We start from the raw sequence: 13,226 nt of genomic DNA, 5'->3' as shown, positions 1-13,226 counted from the left end.
TCCCTGCCTCTCTCGACTGTGGAGGAGCTGCGGCTGTGGCCGCTCCTGCCGCTCCGCTACGATCGGGCCCATGCGGCAGCTCATCGTTTCCGAGTTCCTGACGCTCGACGGCGTCGTCGAGGCGCCCGGCGGCGAGACGAGCCATCGGCACGCCGGCTGGACGGTGCCGTACGCGGCCGACGACCTCTTCGCCTTCAAGCTGCAGGAGACCCGCGACGCCGACTCGCTGCTGCTCGGACGGCGCACCTTCGAGCAGTTCGCCGAGGCCTGGCCTCCCCGCGAGGGCGAGTTCGCCGAGAAGATGAACGCGATGCCGAAGACCGTGGTGACGGCTCGCACGGACGACCTCGGCTGGAACGCCACCCGCCTCGACGTGACGAACGGTGTCCGCGCAGGCGTCGCCGCGCTCAAGGAGGGCGACGGCGGCCCGATCCTGGTCGCCGGCAGCGCCACCCTCGCCCGGTCGCTGCTCGTGTGGGGCCTCGTGGACGAGCTGCGCCTCCTCGTCTACCCTGTCCTGGTCGGCGGCGGCGCGCGGATCTTCCCGGACGACCGCACCAAGTGGGCGTACGAGCTCGCCGGCCTGCAACGCTTCTCCAGCGATGCGGTGCTGCACGTCTACCGGCTGGCCCGGAGCTGATGCCGGCCGCGATCCTCGGCCTGATCAGCGCGCTCGTCTACGGTTCCGCCGACTTCGTCGGAGGGGTCGCCTCGCGCGTGATCGGGCCGCTGCGCACCACGGCCATCGGCGCGGTCGGCGGCCTGGCGCTGCTGCTCGTGGCCCTGCCCTTCGTCGGAGGCACCTGGTCGGCGGCGGCGCTCGGCTGGGGCGCCGTCTCCGGAGCGGTCGGCTCCGCCGCCGTCGCCCTGCTCTACGCCTGCCTGGCGATCGGCCCGATGAGCATCCTGTCGCCGCTCACCGCCCTGGTGTCCGCTCTCGTCCCGCTGATCTGGGGGCTGGTGGGCGGCGACCGGTTCGCGCCGATCGGCTACCTTGCGCTCGGGCTCGCGCTGGTGGCGGTGGTGCTGGTCGGCTTCGTGCCGGAGCGCGGAGCGGTGCGCCCCAGCGCCCGTGCGCTCGCGATGGCGGTCGCGGCCGGCGCGCTCATCGGCGTCTTCCTCATCATCCTCGACCAGACTCCGGCCGACTCGGGGCTGGTGCCGCTCGTGGCCAACCGCACGGTCAACGCCGTGATCATGTGGACGGTCATCGGCCTCCTCGCGATCCGCGGCGCGACCAGGAGGTTCACCCGGCGAGGCGTCCTGCTCGCGGCGGGCTCCGGCCTCCTGGACGCCTCGGCGAACGTGCTCATCCTGGTCGGGCTGCGCGCCGGCGACCTGGCCACGATGTCGGTGCTGGTGGCGCTCTACCCGGCCGGCACCATCGTGCTCGCCGCGGTGGTGCTGCGCGAGCGCATCGCGCCCGTGCAGTGGGTCGGCCTCGTGCTCGCGATCACTGCAGCCGGCATGCTCGCGGTCGCCTGACCCTCCCGCTCAGGTCATCGAGGGGCACGTAGGCGCCCCTCAATCGCGCTCTTGAGGGCGCTTGGGTGCCCCTCGACGACTTGCGGAGGGGCGGAGGACAACGAGTACTGTTGGCGTCCGGAAGATGGGGAGACGCCGATGACGCAGAACACACCGCCGGAACCGGCGCACGACCCGGCCGACGACCTGGAGAACCGCCGCGAGCACCTCGGCGACGTGTCCCAGGCGGTGCAGGACTTCTCGAGCGAGCAGGAGGGGTACCACAAGTCGCTGTCGTCGCGGCAGCTGCAGATGATCGCGATCGGCGGCGCCATCGGCACCGGCCTCTTCCTCGGCGCCGGGGGGAGGCTCGAACAGGGCGGCCCGCTGCTCGTGCTGGTGTACGCGGTCTGCGGCTTCTTCGCCTTCCTCGTGCTGCGCGCGCTCGGCGAGCTGGTGCTGCACCGGCCGTCGTCGGGGTCGTTCGTGTCGTACGCACGCGAGTTCTACGGCGAGAAGATGGCCTACGTCGCCGGGTGGATGTACTTCCTCAACTGGGCCATGACCGCGATCGTCGACTCCACGGCGGTCGCGCTCTACGTGAAGTACTGGCAGCTCTTCACCGCCGTGCCGCAGTGGCTGCTCGCCCTCATCGCCCTGGTCGTCGTCGTGAGCCTCAACCTGATCTCGGTCAAGGTGTTCGGCGAGATGGAGTTCTGGTTCGCCATCATCAAGGTCAGCGCCCTGGTCGCGTTCCTGGTCGTCGGAATCATCGTGCTCTCGGCCGGCTGGCCCACCGACGAAGGGCCGACCGGACTGCCCATGCTCGCCGCCAACGGCTGGCTGCTGCCGCACGGGGTGGCGACCATCGGGATGGCGATCGTGCTCGTGCAGGGCGTCGTCTTCGCCTACGCGGGCGTCGAGCTCGTCGGCATCGCGGCCGGCGAGACCGAGAACCCCGAGAAGATCATGCCGCGCGCGATCAACAGCGTCGTCTTCCGCATCGCGGTCTTCTACTGCGGCTCGATCCTCCTGCTCGCCCTGCTCCTGCCCGCGAGCGTCTACAGCGGCAGCGAGAGCCCGTTCGTCACGTTCTTCAGCCACCTCGGGGGTCCTGAGCTGAGCGCGATCGTGGGCTCGGTCATGAACTTCGTCGTGCTCACCGCGGCCCTGTCGAGCCTGAACGCCGGGATGTACTCGACCGGACGCATCCTCCACTCGATGGCGCAGACCGGTGCGGCGCCGGCGTTCACCGCGCGGATGAACGCGCGCGGCGTGCCGTACGGCGGCATCCTGTTGACCGCGTGCATCGGCGTGCTGGGCGTCTTCCTCAACCTGATCGTTCCTGCCGAGGCGTTCAACATCGTCCTGAACGTGGCCTCGCTGGGCATCATCACCAGCTGGGCCATGATCATCCTCTGCCAGATGCAGCTGCGCCGCTGGTCGCTGGAGGGCCGGCTCGCGCGGCCGACGTTCCGGCTGTTCGGGGCGCCGTTCACGGCCTACCTGACGCTGGCGTTCCTGGCGTCGGTGCTCGTGCTGATGGCGTTCGACTATCCGACGGGGACCTTCACGGTCGCGTCGCTCGTCGTCATCATCCCGCTGCTGATCGTGGGCTGGTACGCGCAGCGCTCGCGCATCCTCGCCATCGCCCAAGCCCGCGAGGGCTACACCGGCGCCCACCCCGTCGTCGCAGCGCGCCCCCCGCGCCGCCCCCGCCGCCCGCGTCCCTGACCTCCCTCGTCAGATCGCCGAAGGGCATGTTGTCGTCGCTTTCGGGGCGCGAAAGTGACAACGACGTGCCCTTCGGCGGATGGGCGAGAGAGGAGAGGGTGGCTAGGGGGCCGGGCGGGCGATGTGCGCGGCCTGCTCGAGCGCGGGGAGGGCGCGGCGGAGGGCGTCGACCTCCTCGGGAGTGAGCTCCGCGAGGATCGCGGCGACCGCCCGGGCTCGGTCGGAGCGCGCCGCCAGCAGCAGGTCGACGCCGGCCTGCGTTCCCGAGACGAAGAACGAGCGCCCGTCGTCGGGGTCGGGGGTGCGCTCGACGAGCCCGCGCGCCTCCAGGTCGGAGACGACCCGGGTGATCGTCGGGGCCGCGACGACCTCGATCGCCGCGATCTCGCTCGGGCGCAGCGGGCCGTTGCGCACGATCGTCGACAGCGCCGACAGCTGACCGTGGCTGAGACCGCCCGTGGCGGAACGGATGCGGCGGTTCAGCCGCCCGACGGCCAGGGCCAGGCGGCCGGGGACATCATCGTCACCGGTCGCCGGCCGCTCCGGACGCTCACGCTCGACCTGCACCGACTTCCTCGCCTTCCACCGTGGCCGGCCGCGCGGCTGCGACGGCCTCCTCATGAACATACTTGGATCCGCCGAGGAAGGAGGCGATCGCGCCGATGATGCTCATGACGGCTGCGGCGATGAACACGACGACGAGGCCGTCGTGGAACGGTCCGGAGATCAGCTGGGGGAAGAACTCCTTGCCCGTGAGCGTGGCCGCGTCGACGTGCGGCGACTGCAGGAGGCCGGTCGGGCCCAGCAGGCTCGCGATCGGGTTGTAGCCCAGGAACGCCGCGAACAGGCTGCCGACGGGAGGCGTCGCGCCGATCTGCGTCGCCACGTTCTGCGGAACGCCGTGCGAGGTCAACCCGGTGCTGAGCGCGGTCGGCAGCGCCACGGAGAGCCCGGCGATCATCAGCGAGAAGAAGATGCCGATGGAGAGCGAGCTTCCGGCGTTGAGGGCGACGCCCGCCATCCCGGAGGCCGCACCGCGTTCGTTCGGCGGCACGCTGTTCATGATCGCCGTGCGGTTGGGCGACGAGAACAGGCCGGAGCCGATGCCGTTCAGGCCGGTGAGCAGCGCGAACTGCCAGTACTCGAAGTTCACGGGGATCAGCAGCAGGCCGATGAACGTGACGGCCACCAGCACGAGGCCGACGGTCGCGAACGCCCGCGACCCGAACCGGTCGGAGAGCGCGCCTGAGACCGGTCCGGCGATGAGGAAGCCGATGGTGATGGGCAGCATGTAGATGCCCGCCCAGAGCGGTGTGGACTCGTAGCTGTAGCCGTGCAACGGCAGCCAGATCCCTTGCAGCCAGATGATCAGCATGAACTGGAGGCCGCCTCGCCCGATCGCGGCGAGGAACCCGGAGAAGATGCCCGACGAGAACGCGCGGATCTTGAACAGCCGCATGTCGAACATCGGAGACGGGACCTTCAGTTCGATGAGCACGAACGCGACCAGCAGCAGGATCCCGCCGATGATCGAGCCGAGCACCCACGGGTTGCCCCAGCCCTGCGAGCTGTCGCCGTACGGCTGGATGCCGTAGGTGATGCCGGTGAGGAGGGCGATCAGGCCGATCGCGAAGGTGACGTTGCCGAGCCAGTCGATCCGCCCCGGGTTCTTCTGGCCGACCTCGTGCAGCGACTTGAAGGACCAGATGGTGCCGATGACACCGAACGGCACCGAGACGAAGAACACCGCACGCCAGTCGATCTCGGCGAGCACGCCACCGAGGATGAGGCCGATGAACGATCCGGCGATCGCGGCGACCTGGTTGAGACCCAGCGCGAAACCGCGCTTGTTCGCCGGGAACGCATCGGTGAGGATCGCGGTCGAGTTGGCGAACAGCATCGCGCCACCGATGCCCTGCACGAACCTCCACGCGATCAGCCACATGGCGCCGGGGCCGCCGCTGAAGGGGTCGAGGCAGAGCGCGATCGCGGCGACGGTGAAGATCACGAAGCCGAGATTGTAGATGCGCACCCGCCCGAACTGGTCGCCCATGCGGCCGAACATGACGACGAGCACGGCGGTGACGAGCATGTAGCCCATCAGCATCCAGAGCAGGTAGGAGACGTTGCCCGGCTCGAGAGGGTTCAGCTTGACGCCGGTGAAGATGGCGGGCAGCGAGATGATGACGATCGACGAGTTGATCGTCGCCATAAGCATGCCGAGGGTGGTGTTGGAGAGTGCCACCCAGCGGTAGTGGGGGTGGTCTTTGGTGAAGATGCCGGTGCGGGGCAAGGGAGTCCTTCGTGCGTTTCGTATCGGTGTCGTGAGTCGCCGGCCCCAGGCGGAGGTGCGCGCCGGAGCCGAGAGCGCTTCGGCGCGCAGATGATTTATGTGCGTTAACTATATATCCGCGTGGAGGGGAGGGGAAGGGGGCGCGCCCCGCTGACAGTTCGCGAACTCGTTGAGACGGTGCGCCAGGAACGATTCGGCGACGAGGTCGTCCCACGCGAGCGGGGTCGGCTCCGGCGCGCCGAGAGCGCTCCGCGGCCCCGCTATCGTGACCTCATGGAGCCCTGGACGAAGCCGGACCGCCCCGACGCCCGACTCGAGGAGTACCGCTCCCACTTCCCGGCACACGTGAGCCGGGGCGAGGTGCGCGCGTCCGACCCGCGGGCGTCCCGCACCGCCGTCCGCGGCGCGCTCCTCCTCCCCCCTGCGCTGATCGCGACCGTCGCCTGGAGCTGCCTGACCTTCGAGGTCCCGGTCGCCGTGGCGCTACCCGGCTGGCTGGAGGCGGTGCGCGGGCTGCTCGTCGTCGCGCTCCTCTTCGCCGCGATCCTGCTCTGGGTCTTACCGTGGGGGCTGCTCTCCGTGCCGTCCGACGTCCGCAGGGCGATCGCGATCCAGCGCTTCGGCGAACCGTACGGCCTGGTCTTCCAGCGCCTGGCGAGCGCGCCGCCGCCGCTCGGCATCCTCTTCGCCGAGGGAGCGGACGCCGCGCCGAGGCCGCCGCGCACCCAGCATCCTGCGCCCGCGTCGCGGTTCCGCGCGGAGTTCGCACTCTCCCGCGGCGCTCTCGACGATCCAGCGCTGCAGATCGCCATGGCCACGTACACCGGCCGGAGGAACGATCCGTCGGCGCCCCGCGGCACCTTCCGGTACCTCTCGACCCGCATGCCGCGGCGGCTGCCGCACCTGATGATCGACTCGCTGAGCAACGGCCGGCTCCGCACCGTACTCCCCGGGTCGCAGCGGCTCTCACTGGAGGGCGACGTCGACCGGTACTTCGCCGTCTACGTGCCGAAAGGGTACGAGCGCGACGCGCTGCAGCTGCTCACTCCGGATGTCCTCGTCTGCCTCATCGACCACGGCCGCCGGTGGGACATCGAGGTGGTGGACGACCGCGTCGTCGTCGCATCCGCCGCCTCACGCCGACGCTCCGACCGCGCCGAGATCCCGGCGCTGCTGCGGTTCGCCGAACTGCTCGGTGCCGAGCTCGGCTACCAGGCGACCACGTACACCGATCAGCGGGCGCGCGACCCGCGTACCCAGATCGCCGCAGCGGGGCTCCGGCTCCGCCGACGCTCAGGAGTCTGGGTCGCCGTGATCCTCGCCGTCGTCGTCGCGGCGATGCTCGCCTTCCCGCACATCCTCGGCTGGGTGCTCGACAACAGCTGACGCGTTCAGAGCCGCAACTGCAGGAACGTCAGACAGGGCCGACAGTACGACACGGCGGACGCCGCCGTAGCAGCATCGCAGGCTGCCAAGCCCGGCGTCGAGATCATCGTCAGCCGGTGACGGAGGAGACCCGATGTCTGACGCACCCGCTCAGGCGTCGACCCGCTCCTCCGCCCCCTCGGCCGCGACGACCGCGCGCGGCGTGCGCCCACGACCGGTCACGCTCAGGTAGACGACCAGCACGAGGATCGCCACCAGGAAGATCAGACTCGTGACGATCGTGCCGAGGCCCAGGCCGCCGTCGGCGGTCGGCTGCGAGAGGTAGTCGCCGAGCGACGCGCCCAGCGGGCGGGTGAGCACGTACGCGATCCAGAACGCCACGATCGCGTTCAGCTTGAATCCGAAGTGGGCCAGCGCCACCGCGCCGATGGCGACCGCGAAGACGACCACCGAGACCAGGTAGCCCAGGTTCAGCTGCTCGGCGACGAGATCGCCGGCTGCGGTGCCCAGGGCGAAGGTGAACAGCACGGCCAGCCAGTAGAACGCCTCCCGGCGGCGGGTCACGATGTCGTGGATCGAGAGCGTGCGCTCGAACCCGTACCAGATCGCGAACGTCGCGATCAGCGCGATCGCGAACACCGCCGTGGACACGACGAGCGGGACGCCCAGCCCGTCGGTCAGGTTGTCCGTGATGAGCGTGCCGACGACGCTGATCAGCACGACCGTCAGCCAGTAGACGCCGGGGATGTACCGCGCGCTCCGGAACTGCACCACAAACACGATCAGGAACACGACCGCCATCATCAGGCTGGTCAGCTGGGTGCCGAGGTGGAGGCTGGAGGACAGCAGGTCGGCGGCGGTCTCGCCGACCGTGGTGGCGAGGATCTTGATCGCCCAGAACGATACGGTGGGCTCCGGCACCTTGTTCTCGCGCAGAGCGGGACGGTTCGGCTCGGTCATGGGGCTCCCCTTCGAAGGATCGGATCGACTGATCGGGTCGGAACCCTTCGAACGCTAGGGTCCGCACCCCAAGGGGCCGCTAAGAAAGACGTCACCGCACGAGTCGGCGCGCACTCAGCCGGCGCACAATCCGCATGCAGCTTGCGCGCCTACGGTCGCGGCACCGGCCCACGCCGGGAGGAAGGAGGGGGCGATGCGAAAGCTGCTCGTCGGGATGATCGCGACCGCGCTCGTCCTCGTGGGCGGTTGGTTCGCCGCTGCGTACGTCGCCCCCGCGCTGATCGCCGGCGCGTCGGAATCGGGTTCGAGTGCGCGCACGGCCTCCACCCAGACCTGCCCGGCGGCAGCACCGGTCACGATCGGCACGATCGTCGTGCCCGCGGGGCCGGTCGCCGGATTCTGCCAGCCCGAACTCGTCATGGCCGCCCACATCATGAACGCCGCGCGCGACCAGGGCATCGGCGCGCACACCCAAGCCGTCGGCGTCATGACCGCGATCGGGGAGACCGGGCTCCGCAACCTCGACTATGGTGACGCGGCCGGCCCGGACAGCCGCGGGCTCTTCCAGCAGCGCGACAACGGAGCGTGGGGAACCCTGGCCGACCGGATGGACCCGTACACCGCGGCCACCCACTTCTTCGACAAGCTCATCACCGTCCAGGGCTGGCAGACGATGGCACCCTCCGCCCTCGCACACGCGGTGCAGGTCAACGCCGACCCCGACTACTACAGGCAGTACTGGGATGCGGCGCAGACCATCGTCGGTGCGCTCGGCGGGTAGCGCTCAGCGTGAGGCACGGCGATTCCCCGGGCGCGGCCATCCGGCCGGCCCGCGCGATGATGCGCGTGCCGGCCGGATCGCCGGCCGCCGATTCTGACCGTGCTACTGCGCCGCGATCCCCTCGCCACCCGCAGCACCGGGCACGACCACCGATCCGAGACCCGTCAGGCTGCCGTCGACGTTCACACGGAACGCGGCGACCCCTCCGGCCGCACCGGTCTGCACGTACAGATACCGACCGTCGGCGGTGACGGCGGCATCCACGGTTCCGGCCCCCGCCGGCGTCGTGCCGAGCGCGCTCAGCCCGCCTGCCCCCGCGTCGGCGTAGCCCGAGAGGCTGCCGCTGCCCGCGTTGGACACGTAGAACCCTGAACCGTCGCGGACGATCCAGCAGGTCGCCGCCTGGCCTGTCGCGGAGGTCGCGATCGGCACGAGCGCGCCGCTCGGAGCGATCGAGAAGGTCGCGACGGAGTTGGTCCCCGCCTCGGCGACCACCAGGTGGCCGCCCGCGTCGAAGCTGACCGCGAACGGCACGGCCCCCGGCTCCACGGTCGTCACCGGGTGTGCGGAGAGCCCGCCGAACCGGTCGACGCCGAAGATGTCGACCGCGCTGCCGTTGCCCTTCGTGGTGACGACGAGCTTCGAGCCGTCCGGGGTGAAGGCGACCTGGCCGGGGGTGTGCGTGAACTCGGGCGTCAGCGTCGGGTCGAGCCCGAGCGGCCGGTTCCAGACCGGGATGCGGACCAGATAGTCGGCGATGCGCACGAACCCCTGCACGGCGCCTCCCGACCGCGCGTCGAGGACGTAGACGAGCGCGCCGTGCGTCGCGATGCTGACCGGGAACGATCCGCCCGACCCGACCACCTCGCGGCGGACGAGGTGGTCGCCGTGCACGGCGAAGACGGTCACCGTGTCGCTTCCGGCATTGACCGCGTAGAGGAGCCCGCGATCGAGCACGAGCGACCCCTGGGACGCGAGGTGATCCACGACCGAGCCGGTGAGCGCTCCCCCGAGGCCGCCCGTCGGATAGGTTCCGGCCTGGTGGAGGGAGCCGTCACGTGCCCGGTCGTAGGCGACGACGGCGTTTCCGCCCACGCCGTCGGTCTGGACGAAGACCGCGGAGGTGGCGCCTCCGTCGTCGGTGATGCCGCCGGATCCGGCGGGTGCGGCGAGCACGGGGGCGGCGAAGAGCGCCGTCGCGGCGACGGCGGCCGCCGACGCGAGAGCGAGCCGAACTGGTGTTCTCATGATTCTCCTTCGATCGATCCGTTCCAGATGCCGGAGGTCCCGGCCACCGAGCGCGACGCAGACGACGCGTTCGAGGGGTGAGTGTCGGTCCGCGCCGGATGCTTACCCCGAGCCCGGGACTTTCTGCGTCGGGGCAGCGGTGTCGATCGGACGCGAGGCCCTACGATCGACCCATGGAGGTCGGTGACGCGCTGCCGGAGCGATGGCGCCCCTCCGACGCCGAGCAGGCGGAGACCGACGACTGGAGGCGGAGGCTGACCGCCGGAGGTCCGGTGCAGCGCGACGCGGAGGGCCAGCTGTACGAGCTGCTTCTGCGCGTCGCGCGGGGCGAGGTGCACCGCCGGGCGGCCTCCCTGCCCTTCGCCGGGCCCGAACTCGACGACGTCGCCCACCAGGCGGCCGCCGACGCGACGCTGGGTGTGCTGCGGCGCCTGCACGAGTTCCGCGGCGAGAGCCGCTTCACGACGTGGGCGTACACCTTCGCGATCTTCGAGGTGTCGACGAAGACCGGCCGTCACTTCTGGCAGCACCGCACCCTCTCGCTCGACGCCGCCGGCTGGGACCGCCTGCCCGACCGGCTCGGCATCTCACCGGAGGAGGCCGGCGCGGCGAGCGAGCTGCTGGGCGCCCTGCGGCACGCCATCGACTCGGTTCTGTCACGGCGGCAGCGGGAGGTCCTCCTCGCGGTGATCGTCGAGGGGGTCCCGCTGGAGGCACTGGCCGTCACGCGCAGGACCACCCGCGGAGCGCTCTACAAAGTGGTCTTCGACGCGCGACGGAAGTTGCGGGACTACCTTGTCACTCATCATTATCTGGACGAGAAGGGTCTGGACGACGAGAGTCCGGACCACGACGGACCCGACCAGCACACCGAGGAGGCGAGATGAGCGCGCGAACGCGGATACGGGACTTCCTGGGATCCGGCGAGCCCGACGCCGGCTGCGCCGAGACGATGTCGGTCATGCACATCTTCGCCGAGCTCGTCTTGGCCGGAGCGGACGCGGCCGCCCGCTATCCCGGTGTCGCCCTCCACCTGTCGCGCTGCGCCGCCTGCGGCGACGACTACGCCGGATTGCTGGCGGCGCTCCGAGCGTAGTCAGGCCGCCACTGAGTCAGGCGCGCATCGGGCGCGGTCGAGCGGCACCGAGTCCGGACCGGGTCCGCGTACGCACCGCGGGTCGGCACAGCGGACCGGCAGGGTCGCGACCACCCAGGCGCCGCCCAGCGACGGCATCAGCCTCCGCTCCGCCTTCCGGGGCGAGCCGCACACCGGGCAGACCTCGTCGGCGGTGCCCCTTCGCGCGCTTGCCGCCGAGGTCACGAGAGCTTCTTGTCGATGGACCGGCGGAGGTCTTCGTAGTGCCGTCCCCGTGCCTTCGCGGATTCGACTCCGACGGTGTAGGCCTCGATCGCGACGATGACGAGGATGAGGAGGTTCTTGCGCATGCCCCCACGATCCCCTCGCGAGAAAACCTGGACAGGGGATTGAGAAACACCCGCATGAATGATCCTGTGCTGCGAAGCCTGCGCCCACCTCCATCACAGACCCCGAGGGAGGATCAGCCCTCGCGTTCGGCGAGCACCTCCAGGGCGGCTGCCCGGACCCGGGAGGTCAACCCCTCCGCTCGGAGCATCGGCATGCCGGTCTCGGCGAGCGCCGCCACGAGCTCGGCGGAGACGACGTCCGCGACCTCCAGCACCGATGCCACCGACAGGTCTTCGCGTTCGAGGGTGCCCGTGATGAGCCCCGCGACCCGCTCTTCCGAGTCGTCCTCGTGGCGCCGGAAGAGTGTCGTGACGCTGTCGAGGAGGCGTGCAGCTGCACGCTGCCCGAGTTTCTCGCTCCGCTCCTCGATCTCTTTGCCTGCACCGGTCAGGAACCGGTACAGCAGTATGCCCCCGAAGACGAACAGCGCGCTCAGCGGGTCGAAGTGCTTCTCGTCCAAGGGCGCCACGTAGGTGATGTCCGGACCGATCGCTGCTGCGATCTCGTCGACGGCGTCGATGACCCCGTCATCCTGGTCGCTCACGGGCTGCTCCCTTCCTGGGCGGTGACGGCGAGCCGAAGCAGCTCGCCACGCATCGGCGCTGGCCACAGGAGTCGCACGTCGAGCAGCTCCGTCAGCGCGCGCTTCAGTCCGCGCTCCCCTGTCGCCCGACCGGCTTCGACGAGGCGGGACACCGTCCGTTGCTGGGCCGCCGACGTGAGCAGGGGGTCGAGGTGGAAGCGCTGGACATCCTGGAGCCGGACCCTCACCTCCTCGACGTGGTGAAAGCGGCGCCGCTCGGTCTCGGTGAGGCTCGCGCCTTCCGAATCGAGGAGGATCCCGAGGGACTCCGTGGCGTAGGCGCACGGCCAGATGGCGTAGAGCCTCCGGAGGTACGGATCCACCGCCTCCCTGCGGCGCGCATCCGACACCAGGCCGTCGACGGCGTCGCACATCGCGACCCCGGCGTAGACCAGCCCGGTGCCGTGCCCCTCCGCGATGACCCACCGTGTGAAGGCACCGACGAAGGGCTCGAGGAGGGGCAGCGAGCCATCCGCGCGTCTGTGCGCGGCACGCACCCTGGTACGGAACTCGTGGAGGACGGCGGGCTCGTCGAACGCGAACCGCGCCACGATCTGCGCGAGGAGCCCGGCGGCCGTGGTCTCACCGTCGACCCGTAGCAGCGCGTGCTCGCTCGTCAGCCAGTCCGCCCAGGCATCCACCTCCTCCACGACGCGGTCCGCGGTCGCCTCGCGATCGGGCAGCCGAGCGAGACTCTGCATCAGCCGGCGCATGATCACCCGCCGCTGCGGCGTTCGTCCCGCGTTCAATCCGTAGTCGGCGGTCAGCAGCAGCTGTCGTTCCGCTTCATCGGAGGGGTCCGTCCCCCATCGACGCACCAGCTCGGCGAGGGCGTCCGATACGCGGTTCCAGATGCGCGGTTCGAACGCCGGGTCGCCGAGGTCGGGCAGCGCGAAGACACGCTCGGCGGGGATGCCCTCCGGCGGGCTGGTTCGCGTCACCCCTCGGCCCCTGTCGTCCTCCCACAGGTAGTGGCCGTCAGCGGACCAGACGAGCTGCTCTCCCGGGAACAGACGGCTGATCCCCGCGCGGTAGTCCGCCTGGAATCGCACCAGCTCCTCGACCTCGAACGCCGACCACAACAGGAACCGGACACCCCACGCGACGGTTCGCACCAGCTGATCCGTCGACCAGCCGGCGAGCTCGCGAGCGGCCGCGTCGGAACTGAACTCCCTCGGGGCGAGCTGCTGTTCGACGGGAAGACGGGAGCCGGCACCACCGAGCAGGCTGGGCACCATGCGCACAGCATCCTCCAGGAGCACCGCGCCGGGCAAGACCCCCCGGTGCTTCC

At 70.5% G+C, this 13,226-nt stretch carries 14 protein-coding genes; 7 read left to right on the top strand and 7 right to left on the bottom strand.

Annotated elements, in window-relative coordinates:
- Window positions 1–70: 70 nt before the first annotated feature.
- From KNO15_RS21680 to KNO15_RS21670, 3 genes are all read left to right on the top strand, one after another.
- The gene (locus KNO15_RS21680) at window positions 71–640 is read left to right on the top strand and encodes a dihydrofolate reductase family protein (protein ID WP_241706032.1); all 570 of its coding nucleotides are present in this window, start codon (window positions 71–73) and stop codon (window positions 638–640) included.
- Window positions 640–1,485, top strand: a complete 846-nt coding sequence (locus tag KNO15_RS21675; RefSeq protein ID WP_241706031.1) for an EamA family transporter — start codon at window positions 640–642, stop codon at window positions 1,483–1,485. Before KNO15_RS21680 ends, KNO15_RS21675 begins: the two co-directional genes overlap by 1 nt.
- Window positions 1,486–1,623: 138 nt before the next feature.
- On the top strand, window positions 1,624–3,198 hold the full coding sequence (locus KNO15_RS21670) for an amino acid permease (protein ID WP_241706030.1): 1,575 nt from the start codon (window positions 1,624–1,626) through the stop codon (window positions 3,196–3,198).
- A gap of 102 nt (window positions 3,199–3,300) precedes the next feature.
- Here KNO15_RS21670 and KNO15_RS21665 read toward each other — a convergent pair whose 3' ends face one another.
- Both KNO15_RS21665 and KNO15_RS21660 read right to left on the bottom strand, forming a co-directional pair.
- The gene (locus tag KNO15_RS21665; protein WP_241706029.1) at window positions 3,301–3,765 is read right to left on the bottom strand and encodes a MarR family winged helix-turn-helix transcriptional regulator; all 465 of its coding nucleotides are present in this window, start codon (window positions 3,763–3,765) and stop codon (window positions 3,301–3,303) included.
- The gene (locus tag KNO15_RS21660) at window positions 3,749–5,491 is read right to left on the bottom strand and encodes an MFS transporter (RefSeq protein ID WP_241706028.1); all 1,743 of its coding nucleotides are present in this window, start codon (window positions 5,489–5,491) and stop codon (window positions 3,749–3,751) included. The genes KNO15_RS21665 and KNO15_RS21660 overlap by 17 nt, the downstream gene beginning before the upstream one ends.
- A 273-nt stretch (window positions 5,492–5,764) precedes the next feature.
- On the opposite strand from KNO15_RS21660, the gene KNO15_RS21655 reads away from it, so the two are divergent.
- Window positions 5,765–6,877 carry a hypothetical protein gene (locus KNO15_RS21655; protein ID WP_241706027.1) on the top strand — a complete coding sequence of 371 codons (1,113 nt, stop codon included), beginning with the start codon at window positions 5,765–5,767 and terminating at the stop codon, window positions 6,875–6,877.
- Window positions 6,878–7,027: 150 nt separating this feature from the next.
- Here the strand turns inward: KNO15_RS21655 and KNO15_RS21650 are convergent, their stop codons facing one another.
- Window positions 7,028–7,837, bottom strand: coding sequence for a COG4705 family protein (locus tag KNO15_RS21650; RefSeq protein ID WP_241706026.1), 810 nt, complete (start codon window positions 7,835–7,837; stop codon window positions 7,028–7,030).
- Window positions 7,838–8,030: 193 nt separating this feature from the next.
- Between KNO15_RS21650 and KNO15_RS21645 the strand changes: the two genes are divergently transcribed.
- Window positions 8,031–8,618, top strand: a complete 588-nt coding sequence (locus KNO15_RS21645; RefSeq protein ID WP_241706025.1) for a hypothetical protein — start codon at window positions 8,031–8,033, stop codon at window positions 8,616–8,618.
- A 102-nt stretch (window positions 8,619–8,720) separates the two neighbouring features.
- Here KNO15_RS21645 and KNO15_RS21640 read toward each other — a convergent pair whose 3' ends face one another.
- Window positions 8,721–9,866, bottom strand: a complete 1,146-nt coding sequence (locus KNO15_RS21640; RefSeq protein ID WP_241706024.1) for a lactonase family protein — start codon at window positions 9,864–9,866, stop codon at window positions 8,721–8,723.
- Window positions 9,867–10,039: 173 nt separating this feature from the next.
- Between KNO15_RS21640 and KNO15_RS21635 the strand changes: the two genes are divergently transcribed.
- A complete protein-coding gene (locus tag KNO15_RS21635; protein WP_241706023.1) occupies window positions 10,040–10,753 on the top strand; it encodes a sigma-70 family RNA polymerase sigma factor in 714 nt (237 codons plus the stop codon).
- On the top strand, window positions 10,750–10,962 hold the full coding sequence (locus tag KNO15_RS21630; RefSeq protein ID WP_241706022.1) for a hypothetical protein: 213 nt from the start codon (window positions 10,750–10,752) through the stop codon (window positions 10,960–10,962). Before KNO15_RS21635 ends, KNO15_RS21630 begins: the two co-directional genes overlap by 4 nt.
- Before the next feature lie 221 nt (window positions 10,963–11,183).
- Here the strand turns inward: KNO15_RS21630 and KNO15_RS23225 are convergent, their stop codons facing one another.
- The 3 genes from KNO15_RS23225 to KNO15_RS21620 form a co-directional block, all read right to left on the bottom strand.
- Window positions 11,184–11,312: a hypothetical protein gene (locus KNO15_RS23225; protein WP_278046630.1), complete on the bottom strand. Its 129-nt coding sequence runs from the start codon at window positions 11,310–11,312 to the stop codon at window positions 11,184–11,186.
- Between the two features lie 113 nt (window positions 11,313–11,425).
- Window positions 11,426–11,896, bottom strand: coding sequence for a hypothetical protein (locus KNO15_RS21625; protein WP_241706021.1), 471 nt, complete (start codon window positions 11,894–11,896; stop codon window positions 11,426–11,428).
- Complete coding sequence (locus tag KNO15_RS21620) at window positions 11,893–13,173, bottom strand: hypothetical protein (RefSeq protein ID WP_241706020.1); 1,281 nt, start codon at window positions 13,171–13,173, stop codon at window positions 11,893–11,895. The genes KNO15_RS21625 and KNO15_RS21620 overlap by 4 nt, the downstream gene beginning before the upstream one ends.
- Window positions 13,174–13,226: the final 53 nt, after the last annotated feature.

The organism is Leifsonia shinshuensis, from assembly GCF_022606355.1.
GTDB lineage: Bacteria > Actinomycetota > Actinomycetes > Actinomycetales > Microbacteriaceae > Leifsonia > Leifsonia shinshuensis_B.
This window is presented reverse-complemented; position numbering and strand designations above follow the sequence as displayed.